Below are 21023 nucleotides of genomic sequence, written 5' to 3' on the forward strand. Positions count from 1 at the left end.
GCCGGGGCCTCGGACGGCACCGTTGTCCCCGTGATCGAGATCGAGCGACTGACCAAGCGGTACGGCGCCACCACGGCCGTCGACCAGTTGACCTTCACCGTCCGGCCGGGCACCGTCACCGGCTTCCTCGGCCCCAACGGCGCCGGCAAGTCCACCACGCTGCGGATGATCCTGGGGCTGCACACCCCGACCGAGGGGTCCGTCACCGTGGACGGCGCGCCCTTCGCGGACCGGCCGCGCGGACTGCGCCACGTCGGCGCCCTGCTGGACGCCCAGGACGTGCACGGCGGGCGCAGCGCCCGGGCCCACCTGTCGGCGCTCGCCCGCGGCAACCGCATCCCGCTCCGGCGGGTGGACGAGGTGCTCGCCGAGGTAGGCCTCGGCAAGGCCGCCGGGCGCCGGATCGGCGGCTACTCGCTGGGCATGAAGCAGCGGCTCGGCATCGCCGGCGCGCTGCTCGGCGACCCGCCGGTGCTGCTGTTCGACGAGCCGCTCAACGGCCTCGACCCGGAGGGCGTGCTGTGGGTGCGCGGCCTGTTCCGCCGCCTCGCCGAGGAGGGGCGGACGGTCTTCGTCTCCAGCCACATGATGGCCGAGATGGAGCACACCGCCGACCGGCTGGTGGTGATCGGCCGGGGCCGGCTGATCGCGGACGAGAGCCTGGCGGAGTTCTCCGCCCGCAACGCCGTCACCAGCGTGGCCGTCCGGACGCCCGAACTGCCTTCGCTCGCCGAGGTGTTGCGGACCGAAGGGGCGGCCGTACGGCAGGCGCAGGAGCCGGACGGCGCGGTGGTGACCGGGCTGCCCGCGGCCCGGATCGGCGAACTCGCCCTGCGGCACGGCCTGGTGCTGCACGAGCTCGCCACCCGCACCTCGTCCCTGGAGTCGGCGTTCATGTCCCTGACCGCCGACAGCGTCGAATACCCGGCAGGAGATGCCCGATGAGTACCGCCACCCTCGCCCCCGCCCGCCCCCGCACCCGCCCGGCCGAACCGCGGCCCCGGTTCGGCGACCTGCTTGCCGCCGAGTGGATCAAACTGCGCTCGCTGCGGTCCACGTACTGGGTGCTGGCGCTCGCCTCGCTGGCCGCGATCGTGGTCAACCTGAACGCCGTCCACACCGACCTCACCTACATCGACCACCCCCGCCCGCCGGTGCCCGGCTTCCCGCCGTACCGGTACGACCCGCTCTTCCACGGCCTCAGCAGCATCTCCGGCGCCCTGATGGCCGTCGCGGCCGGCAGCCTCGGCGCGATCACCGTGTTCGGCGAGTACACCACCGGCATGATCCGCACCACCTTCGCCGCGGTGCCCGACCGGCGGGGCGTGGCCGTGGCCAAGGTGGTGCTGGTCGCCGGCCTCACCTCGCTCGCCGGGGCGGTGGTGTCCGCGGTGTCCTTCTTCGGCAGCAACGCCATGCTGGCCTCCCGGCACGTCGGGCTCTCCATCACCGACGAGGGTTGCCTGCGGGCCGTCCTCGGCTACGCGGCGATCGTGCCCGTCTGCGCGCTGATCGGGATGGCCCTCGGCGCCCTGCTGCGGCACGCCACCGCTTCGATCGTCTCGCTGGTCATGCTGCTGTTCATCGTGCCGATGCTGTTCGGCGGCGACCGCTACCGCTGGCTGAAGGAGATCGGCAACCACCTGCCGCTCGCCGCCGAGGGGAGGCTGACGATCAACCCCAACTCCTCGACGACGATGGGCAAGTACGCGCCGAGCGTGCTCGACTCCTGGATCACCCTGGGCGCCTGGGCGGCCGTCGCGCTGGCGGCGACGGTGGTCCTGATGCGGCGGCGGGACGTCTGAGCCGGACGGAACCGGGGCGTCAGGCGGCCGAGGCGGCCGCCTTGGCGCGGAAGGCGCCGAGAGTGGCGACGGGGACGCCGCAGGCGGGGAGGAAGGCCTCGGCGCCGCCGTGGCGGGTGCGGACGCGGTCGAGGAAGACGGCCATGGCCTCCGCCGGGGCGTCGAGGAGCGGGGCGGGGATGGTGAGTTCGCGGCCCTCGGAGTCGGTGACCCGGGCGCCGCGGGCGTTGAGCGCGGTGCGGTGGCGCTCGGAGAGGCCGGCGAAGATCTGCGGCAGGGCGTCGGCGGTGCGGGCGTAGTCGGCGACGATCCGCTCGGCGGGCACGCCGAGGAGGTCCAGCAGCAGGGCGGTCAGCAGGCCGGTGCGGTCCTTGCCGGCGGCGCAGTGCAGGAGGACAGCGCCCGGGCGGGCGGCGGCCTCGACGGCGGCGGTGACGGCCTCGGGCGCGGACTCGGCCAGCAGCACGTAGTAGTCGCCGAGGTCGGCGGCGGTGGCCATGGTGCGCATCCGGGCGGCGAGGCCGTCGCCGGTGGGGTTCACCGGGGCGGCGACGACGGCTATCCCGGCGGCCTCGGCGGCGGCCCAGTCGGCGGGGTCGGTCTCACGGGTGTCGCGCAGGTCGACGATGGTGCGGATGTCGCAGGCGCGCAGCTGGGCGACGGTGGCCTCGTCGGCGGCCGGGAACGGCTGGGCGGAGCGGTACAGCACGCCGGGGCGGATCCGCCGGCCCTCGGGGTCGCCGAGGACGGCGGAGTCGCGGAAGTTGACCAGGGACATGCGCGGGGCCTTTCGGTGGGGCCGTGGGGAGGGGCCGGACATCCAGACGTGCATCAAGACATCTAGATGTCTAGTCCCTCCCCGGGGTGCGGGGCAAACCACGGTCGCCCGCACCCCTCCATCCCACCCCCGCCGACCGGTCCCGTCGACCGGAGGGAGGGGACGGGGCGGGCGGGCGGCGGGCCCCGCGGTGGACGGGCCGCGGGGCCCGGCCGTGGGCTGGCTGCGGGCCCGGCCGTGGGCGGGCTGCGGGCGGCGGCGGGCTCGGGGTTCGTAGGATCGGGCATGTGGCGACGAACCCTCCCAACACCCCGCTCTACCGACGGCTGGCCCGGCGGCTCCAGGAACGGATCGACGCCGGCGCGTACCCGGCGGGCGCCCGGCTGCCGAGCGAGCCCGAGCTGAGCGCCGAGTTCGGGGTGAACCGGCTGACCGTCCGGCAGGCGGTGGCGGAGCTGGAGCGGGCCGCCGTGGTGGAGATCCGGCGGGGCGTGGGCACGTTCGTCCGCCCGCCGGCCGTCCGCGTCTCGATCGCGGTGGACCCGCGCAGCCAGCGCTTCGACCTGGGCAGCGTGCACGCCGCGCTCCCCGACACCGGCGACGGCGAGTTCGTGCTGGGCACCCCGCCGGTGGCCGGGTCGGCGGAGGACGAGGAGGCGGCCCGGCAACTGGGCCGGGCGCCGGCCGAGCTGTCCCGGGTGGACACGGTGATCCGACTCGGCGGGCGGGCCCGGGCCGTGTGCAGCTACTGGGTGCCGTTCGGCCCGCTGCCGGACGCCCTGGTGCGGCCCGGCCGGCCCGGGAACCTGGTGCTGGACCTGGCCCGCGCGGCCGGGGTGGAGCTGGAGTACGACTGGCGGGCGTTCGGCGCGATCGGCGCGGACCTGGCCGACGCCGAGCTGCTGGGCGTCCCGCCGGGCACCCCGCTGCTGGTCCGCGAGGGGGTCAGCTGCACCCCGGACGGCGCCCCGGCGCTGTACGTCCGGCGGCGGATCGACGGCAGCAGCGCGCGCTTCGTCCTGAACTTCCGCGAGCCCCGGCCGGAGCCGCCTGCCGACCCTGCGGCCGACCTGCCGCCCGGACCTCCGCCCGGCCCGCGATAGCGCCAGGTCAGCCGCCCACCCCGCACCGTTCGGCGTCGTATCGATCCTGCTAAAGTTCCGCGCCGGATCATCACGCGTCACGGGGGGCGGAGTACCGCGGTGTCCGAGGGGACCGAGCACGACATACCCACCGAACTCGCCGAGGTCTACCTCGGGCTGCTCGCCGACGCCTCCCGCACCGGGAGGCTGCTGCGCCGGGACGAACTGGAGTGCCTGCGCACGCTGGGCGAGCACTGCGCCGAGGCCGGGTACGGGCTGCGCGACGTCGTCGCGCACTGCCTGGCGGCCACCCGGCGGGCCTGGCAGGTGCTGCCGGGCATCACGGCGGCGGGCGGCGTCGGGGAACTGCGCCGGATCGGCGACGCCGTGCTCGCGGCGACCGAGGCCGCACTGGCCGCGCTCGGCGAGGGACACGAGCGCGCGCAGCGCATGGCGGTCCGCCAACAGGAGTCCGCGCGGCGCGAGTTCATCGACGACCTGCTGTACGGCCGCAGCGACCTGGGCCTGCTGGCGGAGCGCGCCGAGCGGTTCGGGCTGCGGCTGGCGGGCTCGTACGCGGTGGCGGTGGCCGTCGGCGACACGCCGTACGCGGACGTCCACCCGCTGGTGCACCGGGTGGAACGGGAGCTGGTCGGGCGGTTCGGCGAGCGGGACGTCCTGCTCGCCGGCAAGGACGGCCGGCTGGTGTGCATCGCCCCGGACACCGAACGCGCCGTCCTGGAGGCCTTCGCCGACCTGGCGCTGCGCCCCGGCCCCGGCTACCGCCCGGTGCTGCGGGTGGCCACCGGGCGCCGGCACTCGGGGGCCAGCGGGGTGCTGCGCAGCTACGAGGAGGCGCTGGGCGCGCTGGACTACGCGGACCGGCTGGACCTGCCGGCGCGGCAGCTGAAGGCCGAGGAACTGCTGGTATTCCCCGTGCTGATGCGCGACCGGGCGGCGATGGCCGACCTGGTGCGCAGCGTGCTGGGCCCGCTGACCGAGGCGCGCGGCGGTGCCCGCCCCCTGCTGGACACCATCGCGGTGCAGGCGGAGGCCGCGTACGTGAACGCGGAGGCGGCCCGGCGGCTGGGGCTGAGCGTGCGCACGCTCGGCTACCGGCTGGAGCGGATCAAGGCGCTGACCGGCTACGACCCGTCGGACGCCCTGCAACGGTTCACCCTGGAGACGGCGGCGATGGGGGCCCGGTTGCTGAACTGGCCGGAGCAGCCGCTGTAGGCGGCGGCCAAACGCCCCCGGGCGGTGCGTTCCAGGGTGTCAAAGGGCCGTAAAGATTGCCGGATCCTGGCAATGTGCGAACGACCCCTCCGCTGTCACGATCTCCATGGCGCCGAGGTGCGGTGCCGTGGGAACAGCGGGGGAGCGTGGCCGGGATGGGGGGATTCGTCGCGGCCGCGCTGGCTTTTCCGACGGCGCTGTTCAGCTTCGCGCTGGTGGTGGTGGTCGGGTACTGGCTGCTGATGCTGGTCGGCGGCCTGGGGTTCGACGCCCTGCACGGGGGACACGGCGTCGGGCATGCCGGTCACGTCGGCCACGCCGGTCACGCGGGCGACCTGGGCCACGGTGCCGGGGGGCACGGGGCCCACGGGGGGCACGGGGGACACGGGGCCCAAGACGGGCACGGCGCCGACGGCGGGGGCGCCCACCACCACGGAGGCGTGCTGGGCGCGCTGGGGCTGGGCGGGGTGCCCGTGACGGTGGCGGTGTCGCTGCTGGTCGCGCTCGCCTGGTTCGTCAGCCTGGCCGGCACCGTCCTCACCTCGGGGGCACCGGCGCGCGGCGGCGTGTTCGCCGTCGCGCTGGTCGCCTCCTGGGCGGGCACCCGGCTGCTGGTCCGGCCGCTGTCCCGGCTGTTCCCCGAGGACCGTCCGGCGACCCGGGGGGACTTCGTCGGCCGCGTCTGCGTGATCCGCACCGGCCGGGTGACGGCCGACTTCGGGCAGGCGGAGGTCACCGCCGAGGACGGCTCCACCGCGACCGTCCAGGTCCGCACGCTCACCGAGGAGCCCGGGCTGGCGGCCGGCCGCACCGCCCTGATCTTCGACTACGACGCCGACGGCGAGCACTTCCTGGTGGCGCCGTTCGACCCGGCGCTACCGGGCGGCTGACTCCCCCCGGGCGTCCCCTTACCCCCTTTCACCCCGTTTGTCTCGCTCGTTCCGCTTTCGTCCGCTCGACTTCGCACCATCTCGTCATCTCGTCAAAGGACTCCGTGATGGACACCATCGCCGTGGGTTTCGGCATTCTCGTCGCCGTCGTACTGCTCATCGTGCTCGCCATGCTGCTGTTCGTGGGCCGCTTGTTCCAGAAGGTCGAGCAGGGCAAGGCGCTGATCGTCTCCCGCACCAAGAAGGTGGACGTCACCTTCACCGGCGCGATCGTCCTCCCGGTGCTGCACAAGGCCGAGTTGATGGACATCTCGGTGAAGACGGTGGAGATCCACCGCGCCGGCCGGGACGGGCTGATCTGCCGGGACAACATCCGGGCGGACATCCGGATCTCCTTCTTCGTGCGGGTGAACAAGACCGTCGAGGACGTCATCAAGGTCGCGCAGGCCATCGGCACCGCCCGCGCCAGCGACCCGTCCGCGATCCAGGAGTTCTTCGCGGCCAAGTTCGCCGAGGCGCTGAAGACCGTCGGCAAGCAGCTCGACTTCACCGACCTCTACACGCACCGGCACGAGTTCCGGGACCAGATCATCGCGGTCATCGGCACCGACCTCAACGGCTACACCCTTGAGGACGCGGCCATCGACCACCTCGAACAGACCCCGATGAACCAGCTGGACTCCGACAACATCCTCGACGCCCAGGGCATCCGCAAGATCACCGAGCTGACGGCGATCGAGCACGTGCGCACCAACGAGTACCAGCGCACCGAGGAGAAGGAGATCACCCGGCAGAACGTGGACGCCCGGGAGGCCGTCCTCGAACTCCAGCGCCGCCAGGCCGACGCCGAGATCCGCCAGCGCCGCGAGATCGAGACCCTGCGGGCCACGGAGGACGCGGTGATCGCCCGGGTCCAGGAGGAGGAGCGGCTGAACGCCCAGACCGCCTTCCTCCGGACCGAGGAACTGCTCGGCGTGCAGCGCGAGAACCAGGCCCGCGAGGTCGCGGTGGCGCAGAAGAACCGCGAGCGGGTGATCGCGGTGGAGAACGAGCGGATCGAGAAGGACCGTCTGCTGGAGGTCATCGGCCGCGACCGGGAGACCGAACTCGCCACCATGGCCAAGCAGAAGGAGGTCGAGTCCCGCCGGCGGGAGGTCGCCGACGTGGTCCGCGAGCGGGTGGCGGTGGAGCGGACCGTCGCCGAGCAGGAGGAGGCCGTCAAGACGCTGCGCGCCACCGAGGACGCCGAGCGCACCCGCCGCGCGGTGATCATCCAGGCCGAGGCGCAGGCGCAGGAGAAGCTCGTCAAGGACATCAAGGCCGCCGAGGCCGCGGAGCAGGCCGCCTCGCACAAGGCCCGCGAGTCGCTGGTGCTGGCCGAGGCACGCCAGCAGGCCGCCGAACTGGACGCCACCGCCAAGATCCGGATGGCCGAGGGCATCCGGGCGGAGGCCGCCGCCGAGGGGCTGGCCCAGGTGCAGGTGCGCGAGCAGGAGGCCGCGGCGGTGGAGAAGGTCGGCCGCGCCGAGGCCGCCGTCCAGGCCGAGAAGGCGAAGGCCGCCGCGCTGGAGATCGGCGCCAAGCTGAAGGCCGAGGCCGAGGGCCTCACCGAGAAGGCCGCGGCGATGGCGAAGCTGGACGAGGCCTCGCGCGGGCACGAGGAGTACCGGCTGCGGCTGGCCGCCGAGAAGGACGTCCGGCTGGCCGGGCTGGACACCCAGCGACAGATCGCCGAGGCGCAGGCCGCGCTGGTCGCGGCCGGGTTGGAGAAGGCGAAGATCGACATCGTCGGCGGGGACGGGGTGTTCTTCGACCGCCTGGTGCAGTCGGTGACGGCCGCCAAGAGCGTCGACGCCTTCGTCGGGCACTCGCAGACCGCCCAGGCCCTGGCCGGGCCCTGGCTCGACGGCAGTGCCAGCTTCACCGAGGACCTCACCCGGGTGCTGTCCTCGGTGTCCACGGCGGACGTGCAGAACCTGACGGTGTCCGCGCTGCTGATGCGGATGATCGGCGCCGGAGGCGGCGAGCAGGCCGGGCAGTTGCGGCAACTGCTCACCTCAGCCCAGAAGTTGGGGATCGCCGAGACGTCGATCGGGGCGCTGGCGTCGGTCAACGGCTCCAAGTGAGCGCCTGAGTCGCCTGAGTACCCGATCTCCTGAGCAGTTGAGAAACCGAGTAGTTGAGGAACTGACGTGGTGGACGCCCTCGACGCCCGGCTCGACGCCGGCACCTACGAGGTCCTGCGCGGCCGACTCGCCCGGTCCGCCGCCGAACTCGCCGACCGCGCGCAGGCGTTGAACGCCCACCGGGTCGAGGAGTTCGGCGGCGGGGAGCTGCGGCTGGTCGGCACCGGCCGGCTCACCACCGGCCGGGCCTGCCTCCCGCAGGACCTCACCGCCGCCGGCGGGCTGCTGCTGCTCGGCACCCGCCCGGGCAGCGCGCCCGACACCGCCGTCTCCGCTTCCACCGTCTCCGCCACCATCTCCGCCTCCGGCTCCGTCTCCGCCTCCGTTTCCGCCGGCGCCCCGTCCGAGGGTTCCCCGGGCGCCGGGCCGCTCGGCGAGGTCCTGAGCGTCCACCACCCCGACCTCACCCCCGCCCCCACCGAGGGCACGCTGCTGGACGACCCGCGCCTGCGCCAGGACCTCGCCGACCTGCACCGCTACTTCCGCGACGCCCGGCTGGAACGGCTGCGCCCCGTCGGCGGCCGCCTGCTCGCCGTCTTCCGCACCGGCCCCGCCGCCGCCGACGTCCGGGTGCTGCGCTGGCGCCCCGTCGACGACCTCGCCGACGACGGGCACCCCGCCTACCAGGACGGGCGCGGCGAACGCGACCACACCGCCGCCGACGGCCAGCAGCTCGCCTGGACCGCCCTCACCCGGGACGACCAGCTGCCCGCCGCCCCCGGCAGCCCACCGCGCGCCGACCTCGGCGGCGAACTCCGGCTCGGCATCGACGGCGGCCGGCTGACCGTCACCGCCCCCGACGGCCGCGAGCTGCACCACGAACCCCTCGCCGAGGCCCTGCAGACCCTCGCCGACGCCCAGATCGCCCACGCCCGGCTCGGCACCCTGCTGCTGGTGCGCGTGCGCCCGTACCAGGAGGAGACCGTCCGGCACCTGGTCTGCCACCTGCCCACCGGCCGGGTCACCCGGATCGACGCACTCGGCCAGGCCTGCCTGCGGCTGCCCGCCGACCAGGGCGTGGCCTTCCCCGGCGGCTGCCACCTCGCCGACGGCACCGTGCGCAGCTACGACCAGCCGGTGGACGGCCTGGCCTACGAGCGCACCCTCGTCTCGCCCAACGGTGAGGACGTGCTGTACGAGTTCCGCTCCCCCGCCGACGGCCGCGCCCTGCTCCAGCCGTACAACAGCGTCCGCCAGGAGGCCGCCGCCCCGCTGCCCTGCCAGGGCTACGCGCTGCTCGCCGACGGCACCCTGATCGCCCTCCGCCCGGCCGAGGACGGGCCCACCCGGCTGCACCCCGTCCAGCTGTGGCAGACCCCGTTCACCAGCGAGCGCCACGCGGCCGCGCAGCCGCCCGGCACCGGCCCGCTCGCCCGGATCGGCAACGCCGACCTCGTCCGCGGCCTCGCCGACTGCCTCTCCCTGGCCCGGCTCGCCGCCGCCGGCGCCGACACCCCGGCCGGCCACCAGGCCGTCCTCGCCACCTGCACCCGCACCGCCGACCGGCACCACTGGCTGGGCCAGCCTGGCCTCGGCGACCTCGCCGCCCCGCTCGCCGAGATCCGCGACACCGCCCGGCAGGTCATCGCCGAGTACGAGGCCGTCGCCGAACTCACCGCGCACGCCGCCCGGCAGACCGAACAGGCCACCGAGCACGTCGAAGGCCTGCTGCGCACCGCCCGCGGCGAGACCCTCGCCGACGCCGCCGAATGGGTCGACCGGCTCGCCGGGCTGCGCCGCGCCCAGGGCCGGATCGAGGCGCTGCGCGACCTGCCGCGCGCCGACCCCGCCCGGATCGACACGCTCGCCGCCCACCTCGCCGAGGGCCTGACCGAGGCCGCCGCCCGCGCCGTCGGACACCTCGCCGAACCCGAGGCCTTCGCCCCGCACCGCCGGCGCGCAGGCGAACTCGCCGACCGCTGCGCCGCCCTCGCCACCGCCGCCGAAGCCGAGCCGCTGGGTCTCCAGATCTCCGAGCAGAGTGAGGCGTTGCAGACCGTCTCGGAGCTCGTCGGCACCCTCGACCTGGCCGACGCCACCACCCGCACCGCCATCCTCGACCGGCTCGCCGACGTCCTCGGGCTGCTCAACCGCGCCCGCGCCGCCCTCACCGTCCGCCGCCGCGACCTGCGCACCCGCGAGGCCGCCGCCGAGTTCGCCGCCGAAACCGCCCTGCTCGCCCAGGCCACCACCGCCGCGCTCGCCGCCGCCGACACCCCCGAGGCCTGCGACGACCAGCTCGGCCGACTCCTGCTGCGGATCGAGCAGTTGGAGACCCGCTTCGCCGACGCCGACCCGGCACTGGGCGAACAACTCGCCGACCGGCGCACCGGAATCCACGACGCCCTCACCGCCCGCCGCCAGCACCTGCTGGAGGAACGGGCCCGCCGCGCCGACCGGATCGCCGCCTCCGCCGCACGCATCCTCGACACCCTGCACCGGCGGCTCACCGCCCTCGACACCGCGGCCGAGATCGACGCCGCCCTCGCCGCCGACCCGACCGCCGTCAAACTCCGCGACCTCGCCGCCCAGTTGACCTCACTCGGCGACCGGGTCCGGGCCGAGGAGCTGACCGGACGGCTGCGCGCCGCCCGCAGCCGCGCCCACCGGGCCCGACGCGACCGCGCCGAACTCGCCGGCGACGGCCCCGGCACCCTGCGGCTGGGCCGCCACCTGTTCGCCGTCACCACCCAGCGGCCCGAACTCACCCTCGTCCCCTGGCACGGCCGCCCCGCCTTCACCCTCACCGGCACCGACTACCGCTCCCCCGTCACCGACCCGGCGTTCGCCGCCACCGAGCGCTACTGGGGCCGGCCGCTGCCCTCCGAGACCCCCGCGCTCTACCGGTCCGAATACCTCGCCGCCAGCCTGCTGCTGGCCGCCGAACCGGACGGGCTGGACGCCCTGCGCGACACCCTGCGCACCGAGGACGACCTGCTGGAGTTCGTCCGCCGCGCCGCCGAACAGCGCCCGGACGAGGGCTACCAGCGCGGCGTCCACGACCACGACGCGGCGCTACTGCTCCGCGCCCTGCTCGAACTCCATGCCGAGGCAGGCCTGTTGCGCCACCCGGCGGCCGCCCGGGCGGCCGCGCAGCTGTACTGGGCGCACGGCGCCGACGAGCGGCAGCGACTGGTCTGGCACACCCGGGCCCGCTCGCTCGCCCTCGCTCTCACCCTCGCCCGACAGGCCTTCGTCGCCGCACCGAAGCCGACCGCACCGGACCCGACCGCGCCGGACCCGACAGCATCGGACCCGACCGCGCCGGACCCCACCGCGCCGGCCCCGGCCGCACCCGCGGCCCTGGCCGCGCTTTCCGTCCTGTCCGACGAACTGAGCTCCGCCGTCACGGAGTTCACCTCGTGCCCGCAGCCCGCCGGCCCGTACCTGGTGGCCGAACTCGCCGCCGCCACACCCACGTTCGCGTACGCGCCGGGGGCCGCCGCGCTGCTCGACAAGTTCCACGCCGCACCCGAATCCGCCGGCCTCACCGAAGCGCTGGCCGCACTGCCCGCCGAACCCGCCCTGCTGCCCGCCAGGCGCCAACTCGCCCAGGCCTGGCTGGAGTCGAGCGCCGCCGACGCCGACCCCGGCGACCTCGCCGAGGCCGCCGCCGCGCTCCTCTGCCCGTCCCTGCCACGCCGGCCCGCCGAAGGCGCCGCCACCACCCGCCTCACCGGACTGCTCGGCGACCACCCCCGGCTCCCGGGCGGCGCACTCGACCTTCGCCTCGACGAACTCCTTACCCGCGTCGCCGAGTTCGCCGCCACCGAGGCCCCCGGACACCGCGCCTACCAGCGGCTGCGCGCCGACCTGCTGGCCGCCGAGCACACCCGGCTACGACTCGACCAGTACCGGCCGGCCCCGCTCAACGGCTTCGTCCGCAACCAGCTCATCGACCAGGTCTACCTGCCGCTGGTCGGCGACAACCTCGCCAAACAGCTCGGCACCGCCGACGCCGGCGGACCGGTCGACCGCAGCGGCCTGCTGCTCCTGGTCTCCCCGCCCGGCTACGGCAAGACCACCCTCGTCGAGTACCTCGCCGAACGGCTCGGCCTGCTGCTGGTCACCGTCAGCGGCCCCGCGCTCGGCCACCGGGTCACCTCCCTCGACCCCGCCGAGGCCCCCGACGCCACCTCCCGCCGCGAGATCGAGAAGCTCAACTTCGCCCTGCACGCGGGCGACAACGTGCTGCTCTACCTCGACGACGTCCAGCACACCTCGCCCGAGCTCCTCCAGCGCTTCATCCCGCTCTGCGACGCCCAGCGCCGGATCGACGGGGTGTGGGACGGCGAGGCCCGCGAGTGGGACCTGCGCGGCAAGCGCTTCGCCGTCGTCATGGCCGCCAACCCGTACACCGAGTCCGGCCGCCTCTTCCGGCTGCCCGACATGCTCGCCAACCGCGCCGACGTCTGGAACCTCGGCGACGTCATCGCCGGGCGCGAGGACCTCTTCGCGCTCAGCTTCGTCGAGAACGCGCTGCCCGCCAACCCGCACCTGGCCCCGCTCGCCACCGCCGACCGCGCCGACCTGGACACCCTGCTGGCCCGCGCCACCGGCACCCCGGGCGGCACCCTCGCGGGCGCCTGGCCCGCCGCCGAGGCCGAACGGATGACCGCCGTCCTCGCCGGACTGCTCCACCTGCGCGGCACCGTCCTCGCCGTCAACCGGGCCTACCTGGCCTCCGCCGCCCAGGACGACCGCACCCGCACCGAACCCCCGTTCCTCCTCCAGGGCTCCTACCGCAACATGGCCAAACTCGCCCAGCGCCTCGACCCGGCCCTCACCCGCCCCGAACTCGACGCCCTCCTCACCGACCACTACCGCGCCGAAGCCCAGCCCCTCGGCGCCGACGCCGAAGCACAACTGCTGAAGCTGGCCGAACTCCGAGGCGGCCTCACCCCCGCCCAGGCCACCCGCTGGGAGGAGCTCAAGCGCACGTGGCGGGGGTGACGCGCCCGGCGGCGCTCCCCGCGTCAGCGGCCGGTTCGACCCCTCGGCGCCGCGCTACGGGGTCGACGCCTCGGCGTCGCGCTGGGGGGTCGACGCCTCGGAGTCGCGCTGGGGGGCCAACACCTTGGCCAGCGGGGTCCGCCGCTCCGCCCAGGACACCAGCATCTCGCGGTCGATCAAGGTCGCGCCCACCGTCGGCAGGGCGGCGAACTCGCGCGCCGGCTTCGAGAACCCGCGGTTCGTCACGATGAGGATGATCCCGGCCTGGAACACCGCCCTGGCGCCGCCGAGCGCGTGCTGCACGACCGGCTGGCCGACCGTCGCCCTCGGGTCACCGGAGTGCTTGCACTGCACCATGAACGGGACGTTCAGGTCGGTGACCCCGAGGACGTCGCCGCCCATGTCACCGGCGCCGCCCTGCACCCGCGTGACGGTGAACCCGTCCCGTTCCAGCAGCGCCGCGACGGTGTGCTCGAAGGTCGTGAAGTGACCGTCGTCGATCTGCCCCAGGGTGATCGTGCTGCGCTTGGAGAACGCCTCGGTGGACATCCTTTCGTCGAGCATCCTCTCGTCGAACGTCCGTCCGTCCACCGTCCCGTCATCGTCCCGGTGCCACTGACGGCGGCCGAGCTTCGCGACCACCTCGACAGCGACGGTCCGCGCCTGCCGGTCGATCTCACCGAGGCCGAGGCCGTCCGCATCCCCCGGGGGCGCGGCCTCGCCACCGCTCTCCGCCGCCGCCTCACCCAGGCGTCCGGCCCAGTAGTGGCGCTCGAGGCCGCCGAGAGTCCTCCGCAGGCCGCACAGGTCGCGCTGCCACCCGTGGATCCGCAGCGCCAGCGATCCCAACCACTGGTCCAGGTCCGGGGGCGCCGGAAAGAGGCTGAGCTCCTCGGCCCGCACAGCCGCCCGCTCGATCAGGTCCACGGTGTCGATCACCGTCTCGATCAGATCGACGGTGTCGCGGAGCGACCGCCGGAACCCCTTCGCGCCGACGGTGTGCCGGACGAGCACCATCGACTCACTGCGGTACAGGTCGTCGAACCGGTCACGGTCCCGCTCGTACGAGAGCCACCGCTCCAGAGCCTCGACCGCCTGGTCCACGAACCACCGCAGGTCGCCGTGCTCGTCGTCCTCGTACTCGTACATTCCGCCCCTCCCGTGAGCCACCGGGGGCAGCCTAGGCAACGGGTCCGACACTGCGAGCGGCGTCGTCCGACCGGCTGGCCGACGATCCGGCTGGGCAGCTGATCGGATCGCCGGCCGAAGCGAGCCAAAAAATATGTAGACCGGTCTACATTTAACTGCTTGCTGGAACTGCGTACAGGAAGTCGGACAGGCCGACTTCCTGTACACGGCGCGCCAGGATTAAGTAGACCGAGCGACATATTCTTTCGCGCCGACCAGCGCCAACCCGCTGCCCGCCTACCGCCGGCGGGCAGCCGCCAGCAGGGCGGGGACGGTGGCGAGCTTGACGCGGGGGCGGCCCTCGGCCTCGCCCCGGGCGCGCTCCGCCCGCTCCACAGCACGCAGTCCCTTGAGCCCGACGGCGTCCGGGCGACGGTGGCGGATGAGGCGGTCGAAGTCCGTACGGCTCGCCGCCGGGGCGGCCAGCGCGTGGGCCGCCGCGTCGTCCAGGAGCGCGTCCACGGTCTCGCGGGCGCACGCCCGGTTGGCGCCGATCCCGCCGGACGGCCCGCGCTTGGCCCATCCCACCACGTACGTACCGGGCAGCGGCCGCCCCGTCGCCGGGTCCACGACTCGCCCACCCCGGTGCGCGACCGTCGCCGTCCGCTCGTCGAAGGGCAGCCCGGGCACCGGTACGCCCCGGTGCCCTATGGAACGCACCACCAGGCCGGCCAGCAGCGTGTCCGTCTCCCCGGTCGGCTCGGCTGCCCGGCCGCCCACGAGGGTGGTCCGGGCGACGGTCAGGCCCGTCACCCGCCCGCCCCCGGTGGACGCGCCGGGCCCGCCGGGTTCACCGGGTTCACCGGGTTCACCGGGTTCACCGGGTTCACCGGGCGGGGTGAACGCGGTGAGCGCGGTCGGCGCGGACAGGAAGCGCAGCACGATCCGCCGGCCCGGCGCCGGCCCGGCACCCCCGTCGAACGGCACCAGCGGCAGCCCGGCGAGCAGTGCAGCCCTCGCGTCCGACGCGGTCGGCGCAGCGGCCGTTCCGGCGGTCGGCGCAGCGGTGGTCCCGTCGGCCGTCCCGTCGTCCGGCGCGGCGATCGTCCTGGTGGCCGCCTCGATCGCCGCCCGCACCTCCGGGTGGTCCTCGACCACCACCTCGACGCCCGGCAGTTGCCGCAGCGCCAGGAACTCCGCCTTGGTCCAGGCCGCTTGGGCGGGCCCGCGCCGGGCGAGCAGCACGACTTCCCGCACCCGGCTGCGGCGCAGTGCGGCGAGGGCGTGGTCGGCGATGTCGGTGGTGGCGAGCCGGTCGGGGTCGGTGAGCAGGATGCGCGCGATGTCGACGGCGACGTTGCCGTTGCCGATGACGACCACCCGTTCGGCGCCGGGCCCGGACAGCTCCACCGCGTCGGCGGGCACGGTCGGTTGGGCGTTGTACCAGCCGACGAAGGTGGTCGCGGGAAGGCTGCCCGGAAGGTCCTCGCCGGGGATGCCGAGCCGCCGGTCGGCGGCCGCGCCGACGGCGTACACGACGGCGTGGTGGTGGGCGGCGAGTTCCTCGTGGGTGAGGTCGGTACCGATGTCCACGTTGAGGTGCATCCGCAGCCTGGGGTCGTGGAAGACGCCGGCGAAGCTGTCCGCGATGCGCTTGGTGGACTGGTGGTCGGGCGCGACCCCATGCCGCAGCAGGCCGCCGGTGACGGGCAGCCGGTCGATCATGGTGATCTCGGCGCCGGTGCTGCGCAGCAGTTCCTGCGCGGTGTACCCGGCGGACGGGCCGGTGCCGACGATGGCGACGCGCAGCGTGCCGATCCCGTCGGGCAGGCTGCGCGGGAAGGTGGGCGCGCGCCAGGCGTGGTCGTTGGGGTGGTCGCGGTACCAGTCACGGTTGAGGTCGCCGAACACGGTGTCGGGCCCGCGCAGCCGGTCGACGGGGAACACCGCGTCCACGGGGCAGGCATCGGCGCAGGCGCCGCAGTCGATGCAGGCGGCCGGGTCGATGTACAGCATGTCGGTGGTGCCGAACTCCGGTTCGTCCGGGGTCGGGTGGATGCAGTTGACCGGGCAGACGGACACGCACGAGGCGTCGTTGCAGCAGGTCCGGGTGATCGCGTAGGCCATGGCCGGGGTGGGGTCCCTCGCTACAGGTGGTGAAGTGCGGGAGTCGGAGCCTTTGTTGACGTGTCGCGTTTGACGTGTCGCTTTGACGTGTCCGCCTTTGACGTGTCGTCAGAGCATGTGGATGCGCCGGTAGATGGCGGCCGAGCGGCTGGTGAGCAATCCGGTCTCGGCGAGGAACGCGATCAGGTGCCGGGAACTGGTGCGCATCATCGCCTTGCGGTGCTCGTTGGCCCGCACTTCGGCGATCGCCCGCTGGGTGTCGAGCCCGGCGGCCCGGTAGACCCCGGGGTGCACCATGCTGGAGACGATGACGTACGCGCCGACGGCGATGCCGGTGGCCGAGGTGCGGCGGCGGGCGGGGCCGGCGTGGCGCACCCGTTCGCGGATCTCCTGCCGGGCGAACTTCATGTGCCGCGACTCCTCGACGACGTGGATCCGGGAGGTGCCGCGGACGATGTCCAGGACGTTCTCGCCGCGCATCCAGTCACGCTGCATGACGTCGAGCACCTCTTCGGCCACCAGGATGCCGCCGTAGGCGAGTTCACCCTTCGCCAGGGCCTTGAACGCGCGCCCGGCCTGGGCGATGACCTTGTTCGGCCGGTACGCGGGGACGCCCATCTTCTCGCAGGCGCGGGCGAACATGATCGAGTGGCGGCACTCGTCGGCGATCTCGGTGAGCGCGAACTGGAACTCGGCGTTGGCGGGGTTCTTCAGGTACTGATCGCGCAGCACCATCTGCTGGAGGATCATCTCGAACCATATCCCGGTGTTCATGATCGAGCAGACCTCGTGCCGGGTGAGGGTGACCCGCTGGTGCTCGGTCATCTCGTCCCACAGCCGGGTGCCGTAGAGGGTGCTCCACTCCGGGTTGAGGCCGTAGTGGTCGGCTGGAAGCGGTGCGTCCCAGTCGATCTCGGTCGAGGGGTCGTAGGAGAGGGTCGCGGCGGACTCCAGCAGCCGCTTCGAGACGTCGTCGTCGGCCGCGGTGTGGCCGTGCGCACCCACCGCCCGCCCTGCCGCCGCGTTGGTGAGAGCCATGGATGCCTCCAGATGCCTGCCCCTACGGGTGCCCGCTCACCCGCTTATTAGACGGACAGTACAATAAGAGCCCGCCGCCGAGAACCCCTTGCGCAGCACCGGACGGCGCACGACCACAACTCCCGCGCCCCTTCCCGTCCGTGGCCTCCCCCAGCCGCCCCCTCCGCCCCTCTCCGTCCCCCGGATACAGTGAGACGTGATCGCCAACCAGCCCGAGGCGGGTCCGGAGCGCGTCGCCCCCACCGGCGTACGGAACTTCCGCGACGCCGGCGGCGTCGGCTCCCTGCCGCGCGGCGTGCTGTACCGCTCCGCAGCCCTGCACAGCTTGCACGGCCTCGCGGCGGAGGGCGCGGACACGCTGCGGCGCCTCGGCCTGCGGACGGTCGTCGACCTGCGCAGCGACCCGGAGGTGGCGGAGCGCCCGGATGCCGTCGACCTCGTCGACGCCCGGTACCTGCACGCACCGGTCTTCACCGAACGACGCTGGCCTGCCGACCAGTTGGAGCTGTACCCGCTGATGGCCGAGCGCGCCGGCGCGGCGGCAGTGGCCGTCCTGCGCCGACTGCTCGTCGGCGGGGGCGAGGCCGCGCCGGTCCTGGTCCACTGCGCCTCGGGCAAGGACCGCACGGGAGTCGTCGTCGCCGTCCTGCAGACGCTGCTGGGCGCCTCCGAGGCGGAGGTCCTCCAGGACTTCCTGCGCTCGAACGACGAACTGGGCCTGGCCAAACCGCCGCCGGCCGGGGCCGCGCACAACGCCCTGCCCGTACGCGAAGTGCATCTGCGGCGCGCGCTGCTGTCGATCCGGAGTCACCACGGATCGGTGGCGGAGTACCTCCTCGCGCACGGCGCGCAGGCGTCGGAGCTCGCCGAGGCACGGCGGATCCCGGCCTGAACGAGCAGCCGGGCAGGGGCCGTTGATTCCTCCGAACGGGCCCCCGCCCGGTGCTGCGCCGAGCCGTACCGCCCCTGGTTGCGCGCTACGCGGCGCCCAGCGCCTGCCGCAGCGCCTCGGCCGCCTCCGCCGTCGCCTCCCGGAAGCGGCGGCCGATGCCGAGGTAGCTGGCGTAACCGTGGATGAGGTCCGGCTGGCGGCTCAGGCGCACCGTCACCCCGGCCGCTTTCAGCGCCTCGGCGTAGGCCTCGCCCTCGTCCCGCAGCGGGTCGAAGCCCGCGGTGCCGACGTACGTGGGCGGAAGCCCGGACAGGTCGGCGGCGAGCAGGGGCGACAGGCGCGGGTCCGTCCGGTCGGCCGGCGCGGGCGCGTAGCGGTCCAGGAACCAGTCCATGTCCGCGCTGGTCAGGAAGAACCCGTCGGTGAACAGGTCGCGCGAGGGCCGCCGGACGGAGGCGTCGACCGCCGGGTACAGCAGCAACTGGAACACCGGCGCCGGACCGCCCCGCCGCACCGCCGCCTGTGTGGTGACGGCCGCCAGGTTCCCGCCCGCGCTGTCGCCGCCGATCGCGATCCGCTCCGGATCCGCGCCCAGGTCCGCCGCCTTGGCGTACGCGAAGTCGAACGCGGCCAGCGCGTCGTCCGCAGCCGCCGGGAACGCGTGCTCGGGCGCGCGCCGGTACTCCACCGACAGCACCCGCACCTGCGCCCGCTGCGCCAGGAACCGCACCACGTGGTCGTGGCTGGCCCGACTGCCGACCACCCAGCCCCCGCCGTGCAGGTACACCAGCAGCCCGGAACCCGCCGCCAGCCTGCCCGGCGTGTACAGCGTGGCCGCCAACTCGCCGTACTCCTGCGGGATTCCGACGTTCCGGACGGCTACCGGCTGGATCGTCGCCCCGCCCACCAGGTACCGCGCGTGCTCCATCGCCTCCCGCGACGGCCCGACCCCGGCGGGCAGCACCAGGGCGGCCTTCGACAGGCGCTGCAACTTGAGGATCAACTGCGCGTCCAGCGAGAGCACTTGACCGTCCCGCACCACCGGCGCGCCCGCGATCGCCCGCCGCAGCCCCTCCGGCAGCGCGTACGCGCCCCGGACGACGGCGGACTGGATCCGGACAGGGAAGGGAATCGCCATCTCTGCTTGCCTCCTGGAGCCTCACCCGGAGCCCTCGACCGGGGGCTGGGGCCGGGAGCCCATGATGGGCCCGGCCCACCCCGGGCGGAAGCCCCTCTCGACGCCCCCTTCACCCACCCTCGACCACCGACGCCCTCTCCGGCAAGAAATATGTAGACCGGTCTACAGTTTCTCCATCGCCGTTACTTCCACCGCCTCCATCCGCGCAGGAAGTCGACCAGGCCGACTTCCTGCGCGCACCACCCGGGCGGCGGCAAGGAATCAGTAGACCGACCGACATATTCTTCCCGAACACCCCTCCCACTTCCACGCCCCACCCACCCTTGCGCTGTCACCCTTCGGTCGGAGCCGGCGACGGGCCCTCCGCATGGGCGGGCGACGTTCTTCAGGAATCCTTCCGCGCCCGACCGGCCTGACCAGCCCGACCGCTCAGCCTGTCAGCCCCTCGGCCCCTCAGCCCCTCAGCCCGTCAGCCCGTCAGCCCGGCCCGGCTCGTCGGCGAGCGCCGGTCCTCGGCGTCGAACGCCGCCAGGGAGCGCGCTCCGGGCCCGAGGGCGGCTTCCAGCGCGCGCAGGACGTCACCGTCCAATCCCCCCACCGCCTCGGCGAGTTCCTCCGCCACGTCCCGGGTCAGCTCCGCCGCCACGACGTCCTCGGGCGCACGCGGACCGAGCTTGCTGACGGCGGCGGCGGCGCGGGCGGGGGTGAGGAGTGCCGCGGCCTGGACCAGGAGCCAGGCGGGGACCCCGGCCGCGCCCTGCGGCGGCGGCAGGTACGGGCGGGCACCGTCGTAGCGCTCGTCCTCGGCGAAGGCCCGCTGCTTCACCTTCACCACCGGACGCGCGCCGACCCCCTCGGGACCCGTCTCCCGCCAGGTACCGGCGGGTTTGAGGACGTAGCCCTCGCCGAGGTTGTCGGCGAGTTCGGGGAGCCCGAGGAGCGCGGGGACCAGGGTGGGGAAGGCGGCCGGAAGTTCCTGGAGCACGGTGAGCGCACCGCGCCCGATCGAGGGGGCGCAGGCGAGTCCGGCGGTGCCCGCGGCGTCACGCAGGTCACGGTCGGAGATCCAGGACCGGCCCTCGGCGGTGTCGACGGCGGCATCGAAGAGCAGCCACTCCAGCCCCGGCGCGTACCAGACGCCGGTCTGTACGGGCTCGACTCCGGCGACGGCGGGCACATCGGGGTGCGGGTAGCACCCGCCGGCCAGTTCACCGTAAACAGTCACCACAGCGCCCCCACCTGCGCCCCCGCCCGCGCCCCCGCCCGCCGCCTCGCGCACCGCCGAGGCGAACCGGGCGGCCGCCACCGCCAGCGCCGGCCAGACCCGGCTGACGCCGAAGAAGCCGTCCAGCGCGTCCTCCCCCAGGAGCTCCCGCCGCTTGGCCGGACGGACCGCACCCCCCTCACAGACCACCGCGAAGTGCGCCCCGTGCACCTTCTCCACGGCAACCCACTCCCGGTTCCCGGACGCGGAGAGCCGCCCCCTCGCCGAGATCTTGGGGTACGGCCGCAACGCGGAGCCTTCGAACCTGGTGTCAGCCACACCCGAAATCATCGCCGCGAGCCCCACCCCCGGACAACGGAGTTTCACCTCCCCTCACAACCCCCGCTACGCGCAGCCCCAGCCATCACAGAGCGCCCGCGCCAGATGGGCCACCACAGGCCGGTGGGGGGGGGGGGGGGGGGGGGGGGGGAGGAGGGGGGGGGGGGGGGGGTGTGGGCGTTCTTTGCTGTGGGGCTGCGCTCCCAATACGGAGAGAAGAAGAAGTA

General features: G+C 74.3%; 14 protein-coding genes. 8 read left to right on the plus strand and 6 right to left on the minus strand.

The genetic code is table 11. The features are described from left to right. Nucleotides 1–30 precede the first annotated feature (30 nt). Both AC07BF_RS04615 and AC07BF_RS04620 read left to right on the plus strand, forming a co-directional pair. Nucleotides 31–945: an ABC transporter ATP-binding protein gene (locus AC07BF_RS04615; RefSeq protein ID WP_363580342.1), complete on the plus strand. Its 915-nt coding sequence runs from the start codon at nt 31–33 to the stop codon at nt 943–945. Beyond that, complete coding sequence (locus AC07BF_RS04620; RefSeq protein ID WP_363580340.1) at nt 942–1805, plus strand: ABC transporter permease; 864 nt, start codon at nt 942–944, stop codon at nt 1803–1805. Before AC07BF_RS04615 ends, AC07BF_RS04620 begins: the two co-directional genes overlap by 4 nt. 19 nt (nt 1806–1824) lie before the next feature. On the opposite strand, the gene AC07BF_RS04625 is transcribed toward AC07BF_RS04620, so the two are convergent. Further along, a complete protein-coding gene (locus AC07BF_RS04625; RefSeq protein ID WP_478332917.1) occupies nt 1825–2583 on the minus strand; it encodes a tyrosine-protein phosphatase in 759 nt (252 codons plus the stop codon). A 287-nt stretch (nt 2584–2870) separates the two neighbouring features. Between AC07BF_RS04625 and AC07BF_RS04630 the strand changes: the two genes are divergently transcribed. The 5 genes from AC07BF_RS04630 to AC07BF_RS04650 all read left to right on the plus strand — a co-directional run bounded on the left by AC07BF_RS04630 (nt 2871) and on the right by AC07BF_RS04650 (nt 12930). Beyond that, a complete protein-coding gene (locus AC07BF_RS04630; RefSeq protein WP_363580336.1) occupies nt 2871–3686 on the plus strand; it encodes a GntR family transcriptional regulator in 816 nt (271 codons plus the stop codon). A 99-nt stretch (nt 3687–3785) separates the two neighbouring features. Then, the gene (locus AC07BF_RS04635; RefSeq protein ID WP_478332918.1) at nt 3786–4901 is read left to right on the plus strand and encodes a PucR family transcriptional regulator; all 1116 of its coding nucleotides are present in this window, start codon (nt 3786–3788) and stop codon (nt 4899–4901) included. Between the two features lie 155 nt (nt 4902–5056). Then, nucleotides 5057–5791 carry a hypothetical protein gene (locus AC07BF_RS04640; protein WP_478332919.1) on the plus strand — a complete coding sequence of 245 codons (735 nt, stop codon included), beginning with the start codon at nt 5057–5059 and terminating at the stop codon, nt 5789–5791. A gap of 107 nt (nt 5792–5898) precedes the next feature. Beyond that, the gene (locus tag AC07BF_RS04645) at nt 5899–7917 is read left to right on the plus strand and encodes a flotillin family protein (protein ID WP_363580330.1); all 2019 of its coding nucleotides are present in this window, start codon (nt 5899–5901) and stop codon (nt 7915–7917) included. A gap of 66 nt (nt 7918–7983) precedes the next feature. After that, complete coding sequence (locus AC07BF_RS04650; protein ID WP_478332920.1) at nt 7984–12930, plus strand: DNA repair ATPase; 4947 nt, start codon at nt 7984–7986, stop codon at nt 12928–12930. Between the two features lie 54 nt (nt 12931–12984). On the opposite strand, the gene AC07BF_RS04655 is transcribed toward AC07BF_RS04650, so the two are convergent. From AC07BF_RS04655 to AC07BF_RS04665, 3 genes are all read right to left on the minus strand, one after another. Then, complete coding sequence (locus AC07BF_RS04655) at nt 12985–14079, minus strand: restriction endonuclease (protein WP_478332921.1); 1095 nt, start codon at nt 14077–14079, stop codon at nt 12985–12987. Between the two features lie 276 nt (nt 14080–14355). Next, complete coding sequence (locus tag AC07BF_RS04660; protein WP_478332922.1) at nt 14356–16185, minus strand: FAD-dependent oxidoreductase; 1830 nt, start codon at nt 16183–16185, stop codon at nt 14356–14358. A gap of 108 nt (nt 16186–16293) precedes the next feature. Next, nucleotides 16294–17223 carry an AurF N-oxygenase family protein gene (locus tag AC07BF_RS04665; protein WP_363618774.1) on the minus strand — a complete coding sequence of 310 codons (930 nt, stop codon included), beginning with the start codon at nt 17221–17223 and terminating at the stop codon, nt 16294–16296. A 196-nt stretch (nt 17224–17419) separates the two neighbouring features. Here AC07BF_RS04665 and AC07BF_RS04670 point away from each other — a divergent pair, with 196 nt between their 5' ends. Continuing rightward, entirely contained in the window at nt 17420–18115 is a 696-nt protein-coding gene (locus tag AC07BF_RS04670) for a tyrosine-protein phosphatase (RefSeq protein WP_400807379.1), read from the plus strand. An 85-nt stretch (nt 18116–18200) separates the two neighbouring features. On the opposite strand, the gene AC07BF_RS04675 is transcribed toward AC07BF_RS04670, so the two are convergent. Then, a complete protein-coding gene (locus tag AC07BF_RS04675; protein ID WP_363580318.1) occupies nt 18201–19253 on the minus strand; it encodes an alpha/beta hydrolase in 1053 nt (350 codons plus the stop codon). Between the two features lie 469 nt (nt 19254–19722). Next, on the minus strand, nt 19723–20796 hold the full coding sequence (locus tag AC07BF_RS04680; RefSeq protein WP_478332923.1) for an RNA ligase family protein: 1074 nt from the start codon (nt 20794–20796) through the stop codon (nt 19723–19725). Nucleotides 20797–21023 lie beyond the last annotated feature (227 nt).

The sequence above is a fragment of the Kitasatospora sp. NPDC043950 genome (genome assembly GCF_056435345.1).

What these genes read in the sequence shown, in the direction of transcription:
- AC07BF_RS04640 (WP_478332919.1), top strand. Translation starts at nt 5,057, where the DNA reads ATGGGGGGATTCGTCGCGGCCGCGCTGGCTTTTCCGACGGCGCTGTTC.
- AC07BF_RS04660 (WP_478332922.1), bottom strand. Translation starts at nt 16,185, where the DNA reads ATGGCCTACGCGATCACCCGGACCTGCTGCAACGACGCCTCGTGCGTG.
- AC07BF_RS04625 (WP_478332917.1), bottom strand. Translation starts at nt 2,583, where the DNA reads ATGTCCCTGGTCAACTTCCGCGACTCCGCCGTCCTCGGCGACCCCGAG.
- AC07BF_RS04620 (WP_363580340.1), top strand. Translation starts at nt 942, where the DNA reads ATGAGTACCGCCACCCTCGCCCCCGCCCGCCCCCGCACCCGCCCGGCC.
- AC07BF_RS04675 (WP_363580318.1), bottom strand. Translation starts at nt 19,253, where the DNA reads ATGGCGATTCCCTTCCCTGTCCGGATCCAGTCCGCCGTCGTCCGGGGC.
- AC07BF_RS04665 (WP_363618774.1), bottom strand. Translation starts at nt 17,223, where the DNA reads ATGGCTCTCACCAACGCGGCGGCAGGGCGGGCGGTGGGTGCGCACGGC.
- AC07BF_RS04645 (WP_363580330.1), top strand. Translation starts at nt 5,899, where the DNA reads ATGGACACCATCGCCGTGGGTTTCGGCATTCTCGTCGCCGTCGTACTG.
- AC07BF_RS04655 (WP_478332921.1), bottom strand. Translation starts at nt 14,079, where the DNA reads ATGTACGAGTACGAGGACGACGAGCACGGCGACCTGCGGTGGTTCGTG.